The 19,799-nt window shown below is 70.7% G+C and carries 18 protein-coding genes; 9 read left to right on the top strand and 9 right to left on the bottom strand.

Translation table 11 applies throughout. The features are described 5' to 3' along the window. Positions 1-140: 140 nt before the first annotated feature. Together ACFQVC_RS36205 and ACFQVC_RS36200 are read right to left on the bottom strand one after the other, a co-directional pair. A complete protein-coding gene (locus tag ACFQVC_RS36205; protein ID WP_381838753.1) occupies positions 141-1,460 on the bottom strand; it encodes an alpha/beta hydrolase in 1,320 nt (439 codons plus the stop codon). Between the two features lie 66 nt (positions 1,461-1,526). Then, positions 1,527-1,760: a hypothetical protein gene (locus ACFQVC_RS36200; RefSeq protein WP_381838751.1), complete on the bottom strand. Its 234-nt coding sequence runs from the start codon at positions 1,758-1,760 to the stop codon at positions 1,527-1,529. Positions 1,761-2,065: 305 nt separating this feature from the next. On the opposite strand from ACFQVC_RS36200, the gene ACFQVC_RS36195 reads away from it, so the two are divergent. The 3 genes from ACFQVC_RS36195 to ACFQVC_RS36185 all read left to right on the top strand — a co-directional run bounded on the left by ACFQVC_RS36195 (position 2,066) and on the right by ACFQVC_RS36185 (position 6,368). Further along, a complete protein-coding gene (locus ACFQVC_RS36195; protein WP_381838749.1) occupies positions 2,066-3,031 on the top strand; it encodes an SCO0930 family lipoprotein in 966 nt (321 codons plus the stop codon). Positions 3,032-3,286: 255 nt separating this feature from the next. After that, positions 3,287-4,099: an SAM-dependent methyltransferase gene (locus tag ACFQVC_RS36190; RefSeq protein WP_381838747.1), complete on the top strand. Its 813-nt coding sequence runs from the start codon at positions 3,287-3,289 to the stop codon at positions 4,097-4,099. Positions 4,100-4,220: 121 nt separating this feature from the next. Continuing rightward, positions 4,221-6,368 (top strand): putative bifunctional diguanylate cyclase/phosphodiesterase, encoded by a 2,148-nt coding sequence (locus tag ACFQVC_RS36185; protein WP_381838860.1) that lies wholly within the window; start codon positions 4,221-4,223, stop codon positions 6,366-6,368. Between the two features lie 103 nt (positions 6,369-6,471). Here the strand turns inward: ACFQVC_RS36185 and ACFQVC_RS36180 are convergent, their stop codons facing one another. Beyond that, positions 6,472-7,350, bottom strand: a complete 879-nt coding sequence (locus ACFQVC_RS36180) for a LysR family transcriptional regulator (RefSeq protein WP_381838745.1) — start codon at positions 7,348-7,350, stop codon at positions 6,472-6,474. Positions 7,351-7,445: 95 nt separating this feature from the next. Here ACFQVC_RS36180 and ACFQVC_RS36175 point away from each other — a divergent pair, with 95 nt between their 5' ends. The 4 genes from ACFQVC_RS36175 to ACFQVC_RS36160 all read left to right on the top strand — a co-directional run bounded on the left by ACFQVC_RS36175 (position 7,446) and on the right by ACFQVC_RS36160 (position 11,476). Next, complete coding sequence (locus ACFQVC_RS36175; RefSeq protein WP_381838743.1) at positions 7,446-8,150, top strand: succinate dehydrogenase; 705 nt, start codon at positions 7,446-7,448, stop codon at positions 8,148-8,150. Beyond that, positions 8,151-10,100 carry a fumarate reductase/succinate dehydrogenase flavoprotein subunit gene (locus ACFQVC_RS36170; RefSeq protein ID WP_381838741.1) on the top strand — a complete coding sequence of 650 codons (1,950 nt, stop codon included), beginning with the start codon at positions 8,151-8,153 and terminating at the stop codon, positions 10,098-10,100. Further along, positions 10,100-10,849: a succinate dehydrogenase/fumarate reductase iron-sulfur subunit gene (locus tag ACFQVC_RS36165; RefSeq protein WP_381838739.1), complete on the top strand. Its 750-nt coding sequence runs from the start codon at positions 10,100-10,102 to the stop codon at positions 10,847-10,849. The genes ACFQVC_RS36170 and ACFQVC_RS36165 overlap by 1 nt, the downstream gene beginning before the upstream one ends. A 150-nt stretch (positions 10,850-10,999) precedes the next feature. Next, positions 11,000-11,476 carry a protease inhibitor I42 family protein gene (locus tag ACFQVC_RS36160; protein ID WP_381838858.1) on the top strand — a complete coding sequence of 159 codons (477 nt, stop codon included), beginning with the start codon at positions 11,000-11,002 and terminating at the stop codon, positions 11,474-11,476. A gap of 34 nt (positions 11,477-11,510) precedes the next feature. On the opposite strand, the gene ACFQVC_RS36155 is transcribed toward ACFQVC_RS36160, so the two are convergent. Then, the gene (locus tag ACFQVC_RS36155; RefSeq protein ID WP_381838737.1) at positions 11,511-12,368 is read right to left on the bottom strand and encodes a helix-turn-helix domain-containing protein; all 858 of its coding nucleotides are present in this window, start codon (positions 12,366-12,368) and stop codon (positions 11,511-11,513) included. 100 nt (positions 12,369-12,468) lie between these two features. On the opposite strand from ACFQVC_RS36155, the gene ACFQVC_RS36150 reads away from it, so the two are divergent. Both ACFQVC_RS36150 and ACFQVC_RS36145 read left to right on the top strand, forming a co-directional pair. Continuing rightward, positions 12,469-13,086: a YceI family protein gene (locus ACFQVC_RS36150; protein WP_381838735.1), complete on the top strand. Its 618-nt coding sequence runs from the start codon at positions 12,469-12,471 to the stop codon at positions 13,084-13,086. A gap of 87 nt (positions 13,087-13,173) precedes the next feature. After that, positions 13,174-14,700, top strand: coding sequence for an acyl-CoA synthetase (locus ACFQVC_RS36145; protein WP_381838733.1), 1,527 nt, complete (start codon positions 13,174-13,176; stop codon positions 14,698-14,700). Between the two features lie 44 nt (positions 14,701-14,744). Here the strand turns inward: ACFQVC_RS36145 and ACFQVC_RS36140 are convergent, their stop codons facing one another. The 5 genes from ACFQVC_RS36140 to ACFQVC_RS36120 all read right to left on the bottom strand — a co-directional run bounded on the left by ACFQVC_RS36140 (position 14,745) and on the right by ACFQVC_RS36120 (position 19,784). Further along, positions 14,745-15,755, bottom strand: coding sequence for an ABC transporter permease (locus tag ACFQVC_RS36140; protein WP_381838731.1), 1,011 nt, complete (start codon positions 15,753-15,755; stop codon positions 14,745-14,747). Continuing rightward, a complete protein-coding gene (locus tag ACFQVC_RS36135; RefSeq protein WP_381838729.1) occupies positions 15,752-17,338 on the bottom strand; it encodes a sugar ABC transporter ATP-binding protein in 1,587 nt (528 codons plus the stop codon). Before ACFQVC_RS36135 ends, ACFQVC_RS36140 begins: the two co-directional genes overlap by 4 nt. Before the next feature lie 11 nt (positions 17,339-17,349). Beyond that, entirely contained in the window at positions 17,350-18,303 is a 954-nt protein-coding gene (locus ACFQVC_RS36130) for a sugar ABC transporter substrate-binding protein (protein ID WP_381838727.1), read from the bottom strand. 88 nt (positions 18,304-18,391) lie between these two features. After that, positions 18,392-18,781 (bottom strand): D-ribose pyranase, encoded by a 390-nt coding sequence (gene rbsD / locus ACFQVC_RS36125; protein ID WP_381838726.1) that lies wholly within the window; start codon positions 18,779-18,781, stop codon positions 18,392-18,394. Continuing rightward, positions 18,771-19,784 (bottom strand): ribokinase, encoded by a 1,014-nt coding sequence (locus tag ACFQVC_RS36120; RefSeq protein WP_381838724.1) that lies wholly within the window; start codon positions 19,782-19,784, stop codon positions 18,771-18,773. The genes rbsD and ACFQVC_RS36120 overlap by 11 nt, the downstream gene beginning before the upstream one ends. Positions 19,785-19,799 lie beyond the last annotated feature (15 nt).

Raw genomic sequence — 19,799 nt, 5'->3', positions numbered from 1 at the left:
ATGGATGTCCGCCGCCCAGGGGAACGCGCGCTCAAGGGGGTTTCGGCGCCTGCCGCGGCCTTCGCGCTCACCGGTCTCCGTGCGCCGGGGCCGGGTGCCGGTGCCGGGTGCCGGGTGCCGGGCGGCGCGGGTACCGGGCGTCAGCGGATCAGGCCCGTCTGGCGGGCCAGCCACGGCAGTTGCTGCTCCAGGCCCGGCCGCCACACCTGCCAGCTGTGATTGCCGGGCAGTTCGACCAGCTCGACCTTCATGCCCGCGCCCTTGGCGACCTGGAAGATCTGGCGCGCCTGGCCGAGATAGGGCTGGTCGTCCAGGCCCGCCACGAAGACACCGGCGGTGTCGGGGAACTTCTGGCGCTTCATCACATCGGCCGGGTTCACCTTGTGGTACGCCGCCGCGTCACCGCCGAAGGCCTGCTTGACGGTGCTCTGCACACTGCCGTTGGTCGGCTGGAACTCGCCCGAGATGTCGATGAAGGCGCCATAGCGCTCCGGGGCGTTCACGGCCATCTGCAGCGAGCAGGTGCCGCCGTTGGACAGACCCGAGATCGCCCACTGCTTGCGGTCGGTGGAGGTCTGCAGGTTCTTCGTGATCCAGGCCGGTACGTCCTCGGCGAGATACGTCTGGATGTTGCCAAGCCGGGAGTTCATGCACAGCGGGTCCTTGAACGGGGAGCCCAGCTGGTCGGCGACCACCACGACGGGGGCGAGTCCCTGGTGCTGCGCGGCGAAGGCGTCCAGCATGTCGGGCAGCTGGCCCGAGGTGATCCAGTTCTCCGGGGCGCCCGGCTGGCCCGCCATCAGGACCAGGACCGGGAGCAGCGGGCGCTGCGCGGCCTTGTAGGCCGGCGGCACGTAGACGTACGCATCCTGCGCCTTGAAGCCCGACTTGGTGCCCGGGATCGTCGCCTTGGCCACATCGCCCTTGGCGGGGAGTCCGGCGGGCGGTTTCCACACCTCGGAGATCGTCTTGCCCTCGGGCACTTCGAGTACGGAGGAGTCCTTGCCGCCGGCGGCGTCCTTGAGGCTGACCGTGTCCTGTGGGCCCAGCATGGTACGGAACGTGGGGTAGTTGTCGTAGAAGATATTGCACTGATTCGCCGCGAACACCGCGACCAGGAACGCGGCCACCAGAGCTCCAGCGCGGCCGCGCCAGCGCAGCAGCGGCATCTTGAAGAGGGCCATGCACAGGCCCGCGAAGAGGATGCCGATCCAGAACAGGATCTCGGTGGGCAGATCGTCGGGGAACGGCTTCCACCAGTCGTTGACGGCGATCTTCACCAGGATCGTGAGCAGCGCGGCGAGCACCAGGGCGAGCGGCAGCAGTCGGGTCCACCAGCGGCGGTTGCGGGAGAAGACCAGGCCGATGAGGGAGACCACGCCGAGGATCTTCAGGGCGAGCGGAACGGCACCGCCGACCAGCGACCAGTCCAGCGGCCCCGCCGCCAACGGCACCTGCACGACATCGTTCCCATCTCTCGGCATCTTTCGGCCCGGGCGTCCGATCGGGTGAGACCGGACGTTTCGCTACGTCGTGTGACCGGAGCCGGTTGTCCGCCACTCGTGCGGCCGCCCGCCGCGCCACTCCACGAGGTGCGGGTCGTCGAGCGCCACATCGGCCTCGTTGAGCCCCGCGCCGCGCAGGAACTCCACCAGCTCGCGGTCGCTGTGCGCGACGCCGAGGGGCTGCCCCCGCACGCTGATCCGCCGCCCTTCCCCTGCCACGAGCGGAAACACGACTATGGGCGCTTGCCAGGCCATGACCTCAGAGTGCGGCAGTCCGGCGGGCTCCGCAGCTCGGGGGAGCGGGGAACCGCCTGGCCCGGCGGTGAGATCTTCCGGGGGCCGAGCGGCGAGAATCGGCCATTCCGGCATCGGCACGCAGCCGCGGCGACCCGGGGCGCGTGCCCGGGGCGTGGCACCGAGCGTGCCGCTTCGCGTACCGCACGTACCGAAAGAATCTTGAGGGCGGGTTGAACACGGCGGCCGTCCGCTTCCGTACCTAGGGCCATACGTGACGCACACGGCGTCGCAAGAGCCTCTACGACAACGGGAGTTGACAACGGATGAACACCTGGCGGAGCGCCTCGGTCGCGCTGACGGCTGCTGCCCTCCTGGCGCTGACGACGGCGTGCGGTCAGGACCAGGCGGGCGACGGGGCAGAGGGACAGAACGTGGGCAACGCGGCCCCCGCGGAGGGCGGCTACGGCGACGGATACGGCGCGGAAGGCGGTACGGGCTCCGGTGCCGAGGCGAAATCCGCAGGTCAGCTCGCGGTGTGGGACAGCAAGAAACTCGGCGAGGTCGTCACGGACAGCGCCGGGTTCACGCTCTACCGCTTCGACAAGGACACCGCGAAGCCGCCCAAGTCGGCCTGCGTCGGCGAGTGCGCGGAGACCTGGCCCGTGGTCGCCGCCGAGGGTGCCAAGGCGGCCCCCGGTGTCGACGCGTCCCTGCTCGGCTCGGTGGCCCGCGAGGACGGCACCGAGCAGCTGACCATCGCGGGCCGGCCCATGTACCGCTACGCCGCGGACAAGAAGCCGGGCGACGCGAAGGGCCAGGGCGTGGGCGGCACCTGGTTCGCGGCGGCCCCCGACGGCAAGAAGGCCGCGCCCGCGGCGGACGGTGGCGCGGACGCCGGTGGCGCGGCCGAGGGCGGCGCCGATGACCTGCCGGGCCTTTCGACCCGCAAGGACCCCCAGCTCGGCGAGGTCGTCGTCGACAAGAACGGCATGACCGTCTACCGCTTCAAGAAGGACTCCGCCTGGCCCATGAAGTCCGCCTGCACCGGCGACTGCCTGGAGAACTGGCCCGTCGTGCAGCCCGTGGAGAAGAACGACACCGAGGGCGTCCTGAAGAAGGGCTTCGTCGTCTTCGACCGGCCTGACGGGGTCAGGCAGCAGACCATCGACTGCTGGCCGCTCTACACCTTCTCCGGCGACAAGAAGCCGGGTGACACCAACGGGCAGGGCGTGGGCGGCACTTGGTACGCCGTATCACCCGAGGGGAAGCTGGTCGGCGCGGCGAAATAGTACACGAAAGGTGAAGGAGTGAATGCCGGGACCATCGCAACCGGCCGACCCCGCAGGCCCTTTCCCCGTCATCGGCGGAGAAGGGGCCTGCGGGTGTGTGCACCTGCAATCAGCCAAGTGCACGTGCAGCTGCAGGTGCACATGCCGCAGGCAGTGACCGAGAACGGATGAGCAATTTCCGGTTCTGCTCGACCCGTTGGCGAGCGATCAGTAGCCTCGGCTCGAACACCGGCTCGCCTACGCCTTGGAGACACGATGGATCGACCCGCCTGGGCCCCGCCGGGCATCGACATCACGAAGCCCAGCGTGTCCCGTATTTACGACTTCTACCTGGGCGGATCGCATAACTTCGAGGTGGACAGGCAAGCGGCCCGCAAGGCCATGGAGTTCATGCCGGGGCTCCCCAAGATCATGCAGGCGAATCGTGCCTTCATGCGGCGGGCCGTTCGGTACGCCGTCGATCAGGGCGTCACCCAATTCCTCGACATTGGGTCCGGAATTCCCACCTTCGGCAATGTTCATGAAGTGGCACACAGGGAATATTCAGGGGCGAAGGTCGTGTACGTCGACCACGATCCGGTCGCCGTCGCACACAGCCGCGCAGTGCTCGACGGCAACGACACCGCGACCGTGGTCTCCGCCGACCTTCGCAAACCCCGGGAGATCCTCAACAACCCCGACCTGACGGGGCTGTTGGACCTGGAGCGTCCCGTTGCCCTGCTGCTCGTGGCGATCCTCCACTTCGTGGAGGACGCGGACGACCCGCACGCCGCGGTGGCCGAGCTGCGGGACGCCCTGGCGCCCGGCAGCCTGCTGGTCGTCACCCACGCCTCGTACGACGGCGTACCGTTGCCCGACGAACAGACGGCGGGCACGGTCGGGGTCTACCGGAACATCCGCAATCCGTTGGTCATGCGCACGCGCGACGAGATCGCGCGTTTCTTCGAGGGGTACGAGATGGTCGACCCAGGGCTTGTGCAGATGCCGCACTGGCGGCCCGAGACACCACCCGAGCAGGAGGATCCGTTCGCGTTCTCCGGCTATGCGGGTGTGGGGCGCGCCTCGTGAGCGACATGACGCGGGCCGGCCGGCCGCAGTCGAGCGCGAGAGCCGGGGCCGGACGCCCCGTGGCCCAAGGAGTGCGCCGCAGGGGCGGAGCAGCGAGCCATCGGGAGCGCGCGTGACCGAAATGAGCGCGGCGCCGGACGGGCCCGAGGGAAGACTGCGGCGGTTCGCCACGATATGGAGCCGCGCGGTCTTCCCCGCCACGGCCACCTCGCTGACCCGCCCCGAGTTCGAGCAGCAACTGGTGCCGCTCGCGCGGCGGTTGCGGGACGCCCTCGCGGCCCGCACCTTCGACGCGGCCGAGGGGCAGGCGGTCGGAGCGGCCCTCATCGGGGTGCACTGCACCGACCCCGAGGCGCTCAGCCGCACCCTCGACGTCGTCGACGCCTATCTGGTCCTCTACTGCGGCCACGAGGACGACCAGCGCGAGCAGGACGAACTCAGGACCCGCAGCGCGCGCCTGCAGCACGCCATGGCCGCGGGCTTCGCGCAGGCCCTGCGCGAGCGCACCCTCGCCGAGCAGGAGGCCATATCGCGGGCCGCCCTCGACGCCCGGCACGCCGTGGCCGCCGCGCTGCACGCCAGCGAGGCCCGCTTCCGCGCCGTCTTCGAGGGCGCCGCGGTCGGTATCGGCATCGCCGATCTGGACGGCACCATCCTGCAGGTCAACGACACCCTCACGCGGATGTTCGGCGGCGGCCTCGAGCAGCAGCTGCGCGGCCGCAACGTCAGCGACTGGACGCATCCCGACGACGCCCCGCAGGTGTGGCGGCTCTACGAGGAACTGGTGCGCGGCGACCGCGAGCACTACCGCGTCGAGAAGCCGTACTACCGCCACGACGGCACCGTCCTGTGGACCAACCTCACCGTGTCCCTGCTGCGGGACGCCGAGGGCCGCCCGCAGTACCAGCTCGCGCTGATGGAGGACACCACCGAGCGCCGGCTGCTCAATCTGCGCCTGCGCTACGAGGCGACGCACGACGCCCTCACCGGGCTGCCGAACCGCACCCTGTTCTTCGAGCGCCTGGAGAAGGCCCTGGCCGGTGGCGAGGGCATGCGCTACGGCCTGTGCTACCTCGACCTGGACGGCTTCAAGGCCATCAACGACAGCCTCGGCCACGCCGCGGGGGACCGGCTGCTCGTCGAGGTCGCCGACCGGCTGCAGTCCTGCGCCACCGCACCCGGCGAGATGGTCGCGCGCCTGGGCGGCGACGAGTTCGTGGCGCTCACCACCGGACCCGACACCGAACGCGAGGTCGACGACCTCGCGGGGCGGATCCTGAGCATGCTCTCCATCCCGATCCGGATCGAGGGCCGCGAGATCTCCGTGCGCGGCTCCATCGGCATCGTCGAAGGGCCGGCTGGCGAACGCAGCCCCGCGGAGGTGCTGCGCAGCGCCGACATCACGATGTACCGCGCCAAGTCGGCCGGCGGCAACCGCTTCGAGCTGGCCGACCCCGAGGTGGACGCCCGCACCATCACCCGGCACGGTCTGACCACGGCCCTGCCCACGGCGCTGGCGCGCGGCGAGTTCTTCATCGAGTACCAGCCGCTCGTACACCTCGCCGACGGCAGTGTCAGCGGCGCCGAGGCGCTGGTGCGCTGGACGCATCCGCAGCACGGCGTGCTCGGCCCCGACCGGTTCATCCCGCTCGCCGAGCACACCGGCCTGATCGTGCCGCTCGGCCGCTGGGTCCTGGAGGAGGCGGTACGCCAGGCCCGCGACTGGCAGGTCAAGCACGCCGACGCGGGACCGCTGCGGATCAATGTGAATCTGTCGCCGGTCCAGCTGCACCATCCGGGCCTGGTGGCCGACACCGTGGAGATCCTGGAGCGGATCGGGCTCGAACCCGGCGCGCTCTGCCTGGAGGTCACCGAGTCCGCGCTCATCGGCGCGGACGACGACCTGCTCAAACCGCTGCGCAGGCTCGCCGAGATGGGCGTGGACATCGCGCTCGACGACTTCGGCACCGGCTACTCGAACCTCGCCAATCTGCGCCGCCTGCCCGTGAGCGTCCTGAAACTGGACCGTTCCTTCACGCAGGGCATGCAGCGCTATCCGGTGGACCCGGTCGACCTGAAGATCGTCGAAGGTGTCGTCTCGCTCGCCCACAGCCTGGACCTGTCGGTCACGGTCGAGGGCGTGGAGACCGGCGCGCAGGCCGAGCAGCTGCGTGATCTGGGCTGCGACACGGCGCAGGGCTGGTACTACGCCCGTCCGGGTCCGCCGGACCGGCTGCACACGCTGGCGCTGGTGGATGCGACGGGGTAAGGCGTTGTTCGTGACTGCGACCCGCGCCCGTCACGGTGATGCGTACCGTCGGCTCGGTCGCCGCTACATCGCCCTGCGGGCTCGTCCTCAAACGCCGGACGGGCTAATGGAGCAGCATCCGCTGCAGCTCCCTTGCCGCCCTGGGTGGTGCCACATCGCTGCGGTGGGCGAGGGCGATGGTGCGGTGCAGGCCCGGCCGGGTCAGCGGGGTCACCCGCAGATCACGGCCGGCGCGGGTCGCGACCATACGGGGGACGACCGCGACGCCGAGGCCCGCGCGGACGAAGCCGAGCACCGCGTCCATCTCGCCGCCCTCCACCGCGAAGTCCGGCTCGAAACCGGCCGTGCGGCAGGCGGCGACCGTCAGTTCACGCAGGTCGTAGCCGTGCCGGAACATCACAAGACGCTCGCTCTGCAGATCGGCGATGCGCACGGAACGGCCGCGGCCCGGCGCGGGCGCATCCGGCGATGAGACCACCACCAGGTCCTCGCGCAGCAGCTCCAGGGTCGTCAGGGCCGGCGACGGGCTCGGCAGGGGCAGCACGACCAGCGCCAAGTCCAGTGCGCCGCGGGCCAGTTCGCGCACCAGGTCGTGGGAGCCGCCCTCCTCGATGAGCAGCCGGATACCCGGATAGCGGTCGTGGAAGTCGCGCAGGACATCGGGCAGCAGGCCCGTGCACAGGCTGGGCGTCGCCCCCAGACGGATCCGGCCGCGCTCCAGGCGGCCCAGCTCCTGGACCTCCTGCCGGGCCGTGTCCATGTCCGCGAGGATGCGCCGGGCGAGCGGAAGCAGTGTCTCGCCCGCGTCCGTGAGCGCGATATTGCCCCGGGCCCTGCTGAACAGTTCCGCGCCCAACTCCCGTTCCAGGGAACGGATCTGCTGGGACAGCGAGGGCTGCGCCACATGGACCTGCTCGGCGGCGCGGGTGAAGTGCCGGGTCTCGGCCACCGCCACGAAGTACTGGAGCTGCTGGAACTGCATGGGGCCAGGATAGATCCTCGATAGGCGCAGGCTATGGGAATGAGCTGCACCATGTCTTGGACCTCTCGGGCCCTTGGCCTCTAGCGTCTCTGTCCATGGCACTGGCAACGCGGACGGAACGACGGCCGTCCAAGAAGCATCCGCTCTGGGACTCGACCGTCGGCAAGAAGACCGTGATGGCCGTCAGCGGCCTGATCATGCTCCTGTATCTGGTCGTCCATATGCTGGGCAACCTCAAGATCTTCTTCGGGACCGACGAGTTCAACGGGTACGCGCACTGGCTGCGCGTCGTCGGCGAGCCCTTCATGCACTACGAGTGGACGCTGTGGCTGGTCCGGATCGTCCTGGTCGCCGCGGTCGTGGCGCACGCGGTCTCCGCGTACCAGCTCAGCCGCCGTGACATCAGGGCCCGCCCCACGAAGTACGTGCACAAGAAGCCGCGTACCAGCTACGCCACCCGCACCATGCGCTGGGGCGGCATCATCCTCGGCCTGTTCATCGTGTGGCATCTGCTCGATCTGACGACCCTGACCGTCAACCCCCACGGTGTGCACGGCGAGGCGTACCAGAACGTCGTCGCGACCTTCCAGACCTGGTACGGCAATGTCATCTACATCGTCGCGATGGCCGCACTCGGCTTCCACATCCGGCATGGCTTCTGGAGCGCCGCGCAGACCCTCGGCGTCGGCAACGCCACCCGTGACCGCGCCCTGAAGACCGCGGCGAACGGCCTCGCCCTGCTGCTGACCGTGGGCTTCGTGTCCGTACCCGTAGCCGTCATGACCGGAGTGGTGAGCTGAATGAGTTCCTACGTTTCGTACCGCACCGGGGAGCCGGTCGCCGACACCAAGGCGCCCGCGGGGCCGATCGCCGAGCGCTGGGACACCCGCCGTTTCGAGGCCAAGCTGGTCAACCCGGCCAACCGCCGCAAGCACACCGTGATCGTGGTCGGCACCGGCCTCGCGGGCGGCTCCGCGGGCGCCACGCTCGCCGAACAGGGCTACCACGTCGTGCAGTTCTGCTTCTCGGACTCACCGCGCCGTGCCCACTCCATCGCCGCGCAGGGCGGCATCAACGCCGCGAAGAACTACCGCAACGACGGCGACTCCGTCCACCGGCTCTTCTACGACACGGTCAAGGGCGGTGACTTCCGCGCGCGGGAGTCCAATGTGCACCGGCTCGCCCAGATCTCCGTCGAGATCATCGACCAGTGCGTGGCGCAGGGCGTGCCGTTCGCCCGCGAGTACGGCGGACTGCTCGACACCCGCTCCTTCGGCGGCGTCCAGGTCTCGCGTACGTTCTACGCCCGCGGCCAGACGGGGCAGCAACTGCTGCTCGGCGCCTACCAGGCGCTGTCGCGGCAGATCGCCGCCGGCAACGTCGAGATGCATCCGCGCACCGAGATGCTCGATCTGATCGTCGTCGACGGCCGGGCCCGCGGCATCGTCGCCCGCGATCTGATCACCGGGAAGATCGAGACGTACTTCGCGGACGCCGTGGTCCTCGCGTCCGGCGGCTACGGCAATGTCTTCTATCTGTCGACGAACGCCATGAACTCCAACGCGACGGCGGTCTGGCGGGCCCATCGCAGGGGCGCGTACTTCGCGAACCCCTGCTTCACGCAGATCCACCCCACCTGCATTCCGCGCACCGGCGACCACCAGTCCAAGCTGACCCTGATGAGCGAGTCGCTGCGCAACGACGGCCGGATCTGGGTGCCGAAGGCGAAGGGCGACGAGCGCCCGCCGAACAAGATCCCCGAGGACGAGCGCGACTACTACCTGGAGCGCGTCTACCCCTCCTTCGGTAACCTCGTGCCCCGCGACATCGCGTCCAGGGCCGCCAAGAACGTCTGCGACGAGGGCCGGGGTGTGGGCCCGGGAGGTCAGGGCGTCTACCTCGACTTCGCCGACGCCATCGCACGGATGGGCCGCGAGGCGGTGGCGGCCAAGTACGGCAACCTCTTCGACATGTACCAGCGGATCACCGACGAGGATCCGTACGAGGTGCCCATGCGGATCTATCCCGCCGTGCACTACACGATGGGTGGCCTGTGGGTCGACTACGACCTGCAGACCACGGTCCCGGGCCTGTTCGCGATCGGCGAGGCCAACTTCTCCGACCACGGCGCGAACCGGCTCGGCGCCTCCGCCCTGATGCAGGGCCTCGCGGACGGCTACTTCGTGCTGCCGTCCACCATCAACGACTATCTGGCCCGCAACCCGCACAAGGACGAGGTGAGCGCCGCACACCCCGCCGTCCAGGAAGTGGTGGCCGACACCGAGGACCGTCTCCATCTGCTCCTCGCCGTCGACGGCGACCGCACCCCCGACTCCTTCCACCGTGAACTCGGCGAGCTGATGTGGGAGTTCTGCGGCATGGGGCGTACGGCGGAGGGCCTGCGCAAGGCGCTCGACCGCATCCCGCAGATCCGTGAGGAGTTCTGGCGCCGCATCAAGGTCCCGGGCAGCGGCGAGGAGTTCAACCAGTCCCTTGAGAAGGCCAACCGCATCGTCGACTATCTGGAGCTCGCCGAGCTGATGTGCCTCGACGCCCTGCACCGCGAGGAGTCCTGCGGCGGTCACTTCCGCGAGGAGTCGCAGACCCCCGACGGCGAGGCCGAGCGCCGCGACGAGGAGTTCTCCTACGCCGCCGCCTGGGAGTTCACGGCCACCGGTGACGCTCCCGTCCTGCACAAGGAAGACCTGGTCTTCGAGTACGTCCACCCCACGCAACGGAGCTACGCCTGATGAAGCTCACCCTGCGCGTCTGGCGGCAGCGAAGCGCCGCCGCCGAAGGCGCCATGTCCACCTACGAGGTCGACGGCATCTCGTCCGACATGTCCTTCCTGGAGATGCTCGACACCCTCAACGAAGAGCTCATCGTGCGGGGCGAGGACCCGGTCGCCTTCGACCACGACTGCCGCGAAGGCATCTGCGGCGCCTGCTCCCTCGTCATCAACGGCGACGCGCACGGCCCCGAGCGCACCACCACCTGCCAGCTCCACATGCGGTCCTTCAAGGACGGCGACACCATCGACATCGAGCCGTGGCGCGCCTCCGCCTTCCCGGTGGTCAAGGACCTGGTGGTGGACCGCTCGGCCTTCGACCGGATCATCCAGGCGGGCGGCTATGTCTCCGCCAACACCGGCTCGGCCCCGGAGGCGCACGCCACTCCGGTGCCCAAGCCCGACGCCGACTCCGCCTTCGAGCACGCCGAGTGCATCGGCTGCGGCGCCTGTGTGGCGGCGTGCCCCAACGGCTCGGCGATGCTGTTCACCTCGGCCAAGGTCAACCACCTCAACGTGCTGCCCCAGGGCGCGCCCGAGCGTGAGACCCGGGTCCTCGACATGGTCGGGCAGATGGACGCCGAGGGCTTCGGCGGCTGCACCCTCGCCGGTGAGTGCGCCACCGCCTGCCCCAAGGGCATCCCGCTCCCGTCGATCGCCGCGATGAACAAGGAGTGGCTGCGGGCCACACGGACCGCCGGGCGCCGCTGAGCCGGGCACGGCCTCGGGTGGCCGGGCCCTGAGGGAACTGTGCGGGGGGCGGTGACGGCCGCTGTGGGCATGTCACCGCCCCCTGTCACATTCCTGCCGACGCGTTCCCCATGCCCGCCGCCTGACGTGAACGGATACCCGAGGTCTGTGATGCGCAGCCGGCTCGCCGCCGCAGTGTTCCTGCCGCTCGCCGCCGTGGCCCTGACCGGCTGTGGTCTGTTCGGCCCCGAGGCCTACGAGGTCGACGAGCGGTCCATCGAGGTCGACGCCGGCGACGAGTTCGCCCTGTCCGTGCCCGCGAACCCCGCCATGGCCCAGGACTTCTACCTGGTAAGTCCCCACCCTGACAGCGCGGTTGTGCGGCGCACGGGGGAGGTCGAGGAGACCGAGGCCGGCGACCCCGGCGTGGACGGCGGCGGAGACGGCACCCGCACCTTCGAGTTCAAGGCCGTCAAAGCGGGCACCACGAAGATCAAGCTCATCCACTGCCCGCTGAAGTCCTGCTTCCCGACGCGGGACAACCCCGACGCCCTGCCCACGGCTGCCCCCACCAGGCCGGTCCCCACCGCCACCAGCAGTCCCGGCACGAACCCCGAATACTTCATCTACACGGTCACCGTCCGATGACCCACTCCGAGGCCCCAAGGAAACCCCGGAAGACCTAGCCACCCACCGCGCGCAGCGTCCCGGGGCGGCGGCCCTGAAGGCGGTCGAGGGCCGTTGATGTGGCGTCGTCCGCGGGGAGGTGGACGACCAGGCGCTGGCCGTCGGCCTCCGGGAGGTCGAGGGTCTCGTACGCGAGGCGCAGCTCACCCGCGTCGGGATGGACCAGGCGGTCGACGCCGGTGCGGGGCAGCGGGCGCGTGGGGGCGCCGATCCTGTCGGTGAACGGGGTACCCGCGGTGATGGTCAGCTCCTGGGCCAGATCGGCCACATGGGGATCGGTCCGCGTCAACTCGTAGTGCAGAGACGCCACTTGGTTGTCGGCGACGCGCTCCCAGTCGGAGTAGGCGTCCTTGGCGCGCGGGTCGGTGAGAACGTAGCGGAGCAGGCTCGGCGGATCGCTGTCGAGGGCGCCGAGCGGGCCCATGAGCCGGGCGTAGCCCTCGGTGCGGGCGACGGCCTCGCCGAGGAGGTTGAGGACGACGGCCGGGGTCGGTTCGAGCCGGGCGAGCAGCGCGAGCACCGTGGGCCGCACCTCGCGGGCCGCGGGGGACGGCGCCACGCCGCACATGAAGTGCCCCTCCTGCGACTTCAGGAGCAGCCGCAGATGTGCGCGGGCCTCCAGCGGCAGCCGCAGCGCCTCGCACAGCGCGGAGAGCACCTGCGCCGACGGATGCCGGTCCCGGCCCTGCTCCAGGCGGGCCAGATACTCGACGCTGATCCCCGCCAGCATGGCCAGCTCGGAGCGGCGCAGGCCCGGGGTGCGGCGCCGCCGGCCGGGCGGCAGGCCGACCTCGGCCGGGGTCACGGACTCCCGGCACGCGCGCAGGTAGGCGCCCAGTTCGTTGTCGCTCACCCGGCGATCGTACGGCCGGTGCCCGCGCTCAGGGTGGCCCTGTCACTACCAGCCTCAGCGCGGCCTTCCTGCGGCGGCGGCCGGAAGGCAGGTTGGGGACATGACTTCCGAAGCACACACCGCCGCCGCAGCACCTGCCTCCACCGTCACGCCTGGCTCCGCCGCCACGCCTGGCTCTGCCGAGGCAACCGCCTCCGTCGCCCTGCCGCTGTCCGCCGGACGCTGGGCGTTCGACCCGCTGCACTCCGCCGTCGGCTTCACCATCCGTCATCTCGGCATCGCCAAGGTGCGCGGCCGTTTCAACGACCTCGACGCCGCACTGGTCATCGGCGACACCCTGGAGACGAGTTCCGTCACCGCGACCGTGGCCCTCGCCTCCATCGACACCGGCAACGCTGACCGGGACGCGCATGTGCGGGCGTCGGACCTGCTCGACGTCGAGAAGCGGCCCACGATGTCCTTCCGCTCGACGCGGCTCGCGGGCGCCGGTGACGACTGGACCATGGAGGGCGAGCTGACGATCGGGGACGTCACCCGGCCGGTCGTCTTCGACGTCGAGTTCGGCGGGCTCGTGGACGTGCCGATGGACGGCAGCCGGCATGCCGGGTTCGAGGCGACCGGGGAGATCCGGCGCAGCGAGTACGGCCTGGACTTCGCGCCCGGACTGCTCGGCGAGGTCGTCAAGATCGCCCTGGATGTGCAGTTCGTCGCGCCGTAGCGGCCGCGCCCCATGGTCTGACGTAGCGTCAAAAAGCAGCTGTCGTACGCCTTGACCGGCTGTATGGGCCATCCATACCGTCGGCCCATGTATCCGGGAGCGTACGACCCCGACAAGGCGGCCGTCGTCACGGCCGACGGCCGCCGCACCCTCACCTACGGACAGCTCGAAGAGCGCTCGCTGCGGCTCGCGGACCATCTGCGCGGCGCGGGCCTGGGGCCCGGCGACCACCTCGCCGTGCTCAGCGGCAACGATCCGCGGATGGTCGAGGTGTACTGGGCGGCTCTGCGCTCCGGCCTCTACCTCACCGCCGTCAACCACCACCTCACCGCCGACGAGGCCGCGTACATCGTGCGGGACTGCGGCGCGAAGGCCCTGGTGCACTCCGGCGGGCTCGGTCACCTCCCGGCTGATGTCGTGGAGTTGGCGCACGGTCCCGCGATCCGGCTCGGTTTCGACGAGGAGTCGGGGGCCGGTTCGTACGAGCGCGCCCTCGCCGCCGCCTCGCCCGAGCCGCCGCGGCACCAGCCGCGCGGCGTCGACATGCTCTACTCCTCGGGCACCACGGGCCGGCCCAAGGGCATCGAGCCGACGCTGCCCGAAGGCGATGTCCGCACCGAGCCCAGCACGTACACGCTGCTCTTCCAGCCCATGTACGGCTTCGGCACGGACACCGTGTACCTGTGCCCCGCGCCGCTCTACCACGCGGCCCCGCTGCGCTTCGCCGGTGTGGTCACCGCCACCGGCGGCACCCTCGTCCTGATGGACTCCTTCGACGCCGAGGGTGCGCTCGCCGCGATCGCACGCCACCGGGTCACGCACAGCCAGTGGGTGCCCACCATGTTCGTACGGATGCTGAAACTGCCCCAAGAGGTGCGCGCACGCCATGACATGAGCTCGCTGCGCGTCGCCATCCACGCCGCCGCGCCCTGCCCCCGCGAGGTCAAGGAGCGGATGATGGAGTGGTGGGGACCGGTCCTGTACGAGTACTACTCCTCCACCGAGGGCAACGGCATCACCTTCATCGGCCCCGAGGAGTGGCTGCGCAAGCCCGGCTCCGTGGGAAAGGCCGAACTCCTCGGCACACTGCGGATCTGCGGCGACGACGGCAAGGAACTCGCGCCCGGCGAGACCGGCACCGTCTACTTCGAGCGCGAGGAACTGCCCTTCCGCTACCACAACGACTCGGCCCGCACCGCCGAGGCGCAGCACCCCGAGCACCCCCACTGGACCACCACGGGCGACATCGGCCATGTCGACGAGGACGGCTATCTCTTCCTCACCGACCGGCGGGCCTTCACCGTCATCTCCGGCGGTGTGAACATCTACCCGCAGGAGATCGAGGACGTCCTGGTCCTCCATCCCGCGGTCGAGGACGTCGCCGTGATCGGGGTGCCCGACTCGGAGATGGGCGAGTCGGTCACGGCCGTGGTGCAGGTCGCGGTCGGCAGTGTTCCCGGGCCTGAACTCGCCGCCGAACTACAGGAGTTCGTACGCTCCCGCATCGCCCGCTACAAAGTGCCGCGTACCGTCGACTTCACCGACCGGCTGCCGCGCACCCCGACCGGCAAGCTGGTGAAGTCCCGCCTGCGTGACGCGTACCGCACCGCCTGAGCGGTGCCTGGGCAGTGCCTGAACAGTGCTTGAGCAGTGCCTGATCAGCCCAGGCGCGCCGCCAGTCGGTCGCGGTAGTGGTCGATCACGACCGCCACCATGATCACGCCGCCGGTGATCATCTGCCGCTGGAAGTCCGAAACCCCCATCAGCAGCAGGCCGTTGGTCAGTACGCCGAGCAGGCAGGCCCCGAGCAGTGTGCCGATCATGGAGCCCTTGCCGCCCGAGAGCGACGCTCCGCCGATCACCACCGCGGCGATGGCACTGAGTTCGTAGCCGCCGCCGAGGATCGGTGACGCGATGTTCAGGCGTGCCATATAGGTGATCGCGGCGATACCGACGGCGAACCCGGCGATGACGAACACGGCCACCTTCACCACCGAGGTGCGGTGCCCGGACAGGCGTACCGCCTCCTCATTGGAGCCGATCGCGAAGACCAGACGCCCGAACACCGTGCGGGTGAGCACCAGATGGCCCACCGCGACCATGACGAGGGCGATCCAGAACAGCGACGGGATACCGAGGAGCGTGGAGGTGCCGAAGCGGCTGAAGCCCTGCGGGAAGTCGTAGCGCGTCTTGGCGTTCGTGTACTCGAGGGCCGCGCCTCGGGCCACGTTGAGCATGCCGAGCGTGACGATGAACGACGGGACCCGCCAGCGCTCCGAGACGAAGCCGTTGACCAGGCCGCAGCCCATGCCGACCGCCACCGCCACCAGGACGGCCAGGGCGACCGCGGTCGTCACCGACAGATCCTTGCGGGTCAGCAGATCGGCCGCCACCACCGCCGACAGGGCCATCACCGAGCCCACCGACAGATCGATGCCGCCGACCAGGATGACGAAGGTCAGGCCCACCGCGAGCATGGTGTTGAGGGTGATCTCGGTGGCGATGTTCGTGAGGTTGCCCGCCGTGGCGAACTTGGGCGCGGCCAGCGTGAAGACGGCCACCAGGGCGAGCAGGGCGACACCGGTACCGGCCTCGCCCATCGCCGAGCGCGCGACGGAGCCCGCGGTCGGGCGCCGTTCCAGGGACGGTAGCGGGGGAGCGGAGGTCATTCGGGGTCACCCTTCGTGCCGTCGCCTGCGGAAGTGCCGTTCGTCTGGCCGGAGTTCGTGTATCCGGAGTACGCGAGAGCCAGGACGCGGGAGCTGTCGAAGTCGGCGCGGGTCACCTCGCCCGCGATCCGGCCGCGCGAGAAGACCAGGACGCGGTCGCAGACACCGAGGAGCTCGGGCAGATCGGAGGAGACCACAAGGAGCGCCTTGCCCTCGGCCGCGAGGTCGACGAGCTGCTTGTGGATCTCGTAGCGCGCCCCGACGTCGATGCCGCGCGTCGGCTCGTCCACCACCAGGACATCCGTGCCCGCGAGCAGCCAGCGGCCGAGGACGACCTTCTGCTGGTTGCCGCCCGACAAGGTGCCGACGACCGTACGCACACCGGGAGTCCGCACCTGAAGGCGCTCGACCGCCGCGCGCGCGAGGCGGTCCTCCTCGGCCCTGCGCAGGAACCCGGCGCGGGCCACCTTCCCGGTCGCGGCGAGCGAGACATTGGCGCCGACGGGCATGTCCAGGACGAGGCCCTGACCCTTGCGGTCCTCGGTCAGGAGGCTGATCCCGTGCCGCACCGCGTCCCGCGGGCCCCGGATCCGCACCGGCCGACCCTTGACCAGGACCTGGCCCCCGAGCGGACGGTCCGCGCCGAACAGGGCCCGCACCATTTCCGTACGTCCCGAGCCCACCAGGCCCGCCACGCCCACCACTTCACCGGCGTGCAGCGCGAACGACACCGGGGCGCCGCCGCGCGGCCGCAGCTCCCGCACCCGCAGCAGCTCGGGACCCGGATCGCGCGGAACGTACGGCGGGTACTCCTGCTCCAGGTCGCGGCCCACCATCAGCCGGATCACCTCGGCGGTGTCCGTGCCCGCGACGTCCTTGGTCACCACATGCCGGCCGTTGCGGAACACGGTCATCCGGTCGGCGAGTTCAAAGACCTCCTCCAAGTGGTGGGAGATGTACAGGACCGCCGTGCCGCGCGCCGTGAGCCGGCGGAGCAGCGCGAAAAGGCGCTGAGCCTCGCGCGGGGTGAGCGTGGCCGTGGGCTCGTCCATGACCAGGACCCGGCAGCGCTGCCACAGCGTCCGGGCGATCTCCAGAAGCTGCATCTGCGCGATGCCGAGCCGTTCCACCTTGGTCTGCGGCCTCACATCCAGGCCGACTTCGGCAAGCAGCTCCTCCGCACGGTGGTGCAGCGCGCGCCGGTCGACGAGGCCGAAGCGCCGCGGCAGCCGCTGCAGGAAGAGGTTCTCGGCGACCGTGAGATGCGGCAGCAGATGGAACTCCTGGTGCACCACCTGCACGCCCGCGCGCATCGCGGCGGCCGCGTCCCCCGGCGCGTACGGCTCGCCGCCGAGCCGCAGCGTGCCGGCGTCGGGCGGCTGGATCCCCGCGAGAATCTTGACGAGGGTCGACTTGCCCGCGCCGTTCTCGCCGAGCAGGGCGTGCACTTCGCCGGGTCTCAGGTCGAGCCGGACCCGGTCGAGGGCGACCACGCCCGGGAACGCCTTGGAGACGGCATCGGCGGTCAGGACGGCAGCGCCCCCGGGGGCCGGGCCGGGCTCGTGCCGTGCGCTCTCGGTCACCGTGGGCCTCGTCAGCCGAGGTCGTCGGCGGTGATGAGCTTCACGTCGGTCTTCACCCAGCCGGTGGGATCCTCGCCGCCGACCGCCTTCATGGCCTGGTCGATACCGTCGGCGGCCTGCCGCGCCGCGTACTGGTCGACCGTCGAGACGACCCGGCCCTTCTTCACGTACGGCCTGATCGCCTCGATGTTGTCGAAGGACGCCACCTTCACCGGCGCCTTCTTCGCGTCGATGGCCTTGAGCGCGCCGAGGGCCATCGAGTCGTTGGAGGCGAGCACGCCCTTGATGCCCGGGTGCGCGGTGAGCAGATTGCCGACGACGTTGTACGCCTCGTCCGTCTCCCAGTGCGCGGTCTTGGAGTCGACCACCTTCAGGCCGCCCGCCGCGGCCGCCGCACGGAAACCGGCCGCGCGCTGCTGCGCGTTGTCCGCGCCCGGATTGCCTTCCAGGAGCACCACTTCGGCGCCCTTGCCGAGTTTGTCGGCGAGGACCGCACCGGAGAGGCGCGCACCCTCCTTGTTGTCGGGCCCGACGAACGGCACCTTCATGCCGGCCGCCTCCAGGGCGCCGTCGTCGAGCTTCACATCGATGTTGATGACCTTCAGGCCCTGCTTCTCGGCGCGCTGCAGCGGCGCCACCAGGGCACGGGAGTCGGCGGGCGCGATCACCAGGGCGTCGGCCTGGTCGGTGACACAGCGGTTGATCGCCGCCACCTGCCCGTCGATGTCGGTCTCGTTCTGGATGCCGCTGGCCTTCAGCTCCAGGTCGCCGCGCTTCTTCGCATGGGCCTCGGCGCCCTTCTGCATGACCTGGAAGTACTCGTTGCCGAGCGACTTCATCACCAGGCACACGGTGGGGCGGCCACCGTCCCCCGGCTTCCCGGCGGTGGCGCCGTCGCCCTCCTGTCCGCAGGCGGTCAGGGCGGTGGCGGCGCCCAGGAGGAGGGCGAGGGCGGGAGCGGACATGCGCTTCATTGCGTAGGCCTTCCGGTGGGGGCGGGCAGTGCGGGGGCGGTGAGGTGCGGGCAGCGCTCGGCTCCCGCGCCGGGCGGGGTCAGAAGGGCACGCCGGCGCGGAGCACCGCGTTGGCGTACGGGGTGGCCTCGCCGGTTCTGATGACCGCGCGGGCCGTGCGGGTGCGGGACTTGAGCACGGTGTGCGGGACACGGTCCACGGCGACCGGGGACAGGAGCCGCTGGAACCCGGCCAGGAGTGCCGGGTCCGCGGCCTCCTCGGCGATCGTGGCGTGTTCGGTGACCAGCTCGTCGAGTACCGCTTCGAGTACGGGAAGGAACGGCGGGTCGCCCCTGCGCCACACCAGGTCGACGACTTCCACCCCGGCGGGAACCGGCAGTCCCGGGTCGGCGACGACGAGCAGATCGCCGTGCCCGAGCGCCGCCAGGAGCTGCAGGAGGCGCGGGTGCCACAGACCGTCAGGACGCATGGGGCTCCTCCGCGGAGTTCTTGGTGTCCTCGGGGCTCTTGGGGGCCTTGGGCTCCATACGGTCCCTAGGGTCCGTGGGGTCCTTGGCAGGGGGTACGCGGGTCAGCAGGGCGTCGACTTCCGCGCGGGTGGGGAGCGCGGCCTGAGCGCCGGGCCGGGTGGTCGCGAGGGCGCCGGCCGCGCAGGCTCGGCGCACCGCGGCCTGCAGCGCGGCCCCGTCTCCGAGTGCGTGCGCCAGCTCCGCGCAGAACGCGTCACCCGCGCCCACGGCGTCCAACGCCTCGACGGGGAAGCCGGGTTGGGTATGCCGGTGCGTCCCGTCCACGGCGACGGCACCCGCCGCGCCCAGGGTGATCACCACCGTTCCCGGGCCGAGACCGCGCAGCCGGCCGGCGTGGCCGAGCCAGCCGTCGGGACCCGGCGGCCCGCCGAGCAGCCCCTGTGCCTCGCTCTCGTTGACGACGAGGACATCCACGTACGCCAGCAAGTCGGCCAGAACGGAAGGCTGTCGGGGGAGCGGAGCGGCGTTGAGCACGACGCGGGCGCCCGCCGTACGTGCCGCCCGTGCGGCCGCGAGCACGCTCGGCAGGGGGATCTCCAGCTGCAGCAGCACCGTGTCCGAGGGGCCGGGGGGAGCGGTGCGGCTCAGTTCGCCGAGCACCTCGGGGTCGAGGCGGTGGTTCGCACCGGGCGAGAGGGTGATGGTGTTCTCGCCGCCGCCCTGGACGACGATCAGCGCCAACCCGGTGGCCGCGTGCGGCAGTTGGCGTACCGCTGCGGTGTCGACGCCCTCGGCGGTGAGTCCGTCGAGCAGTTCGTCGCCGTACGCGTCGGCGCCGACGAGCCCCACCATCCGGACCCGCGCCCCGAGCCGGGCCGCCGCCACCGCCTGGTTGGCGCCCTTGCCGCCGGCGCCGCGCACCACGTCGGTGCCGGAGACGGTCTCGCCGGGGCGCGGCAGCCTGCCGACGGTGACGGACAGGTCCATGTTCAGGCTGCCCACGACCGCGAGCCCGTT

Origin of the sequence: Streptomyces monticola, from assembly GCF_042665355.1 — a bacterium.
Taxonomy (GTDB): domain Bacteria; phylum Actinomycetota; class Actinomycetes; order Streptomycetales; family Streptomycetaceae; genus Streptomyces; species Streptomyces monticola.
The sequence above is the reverse complement of the archived record's forward strand: the minus strand, read 5'-3'. Positions and strand labels throughout refer to the sequence as shown.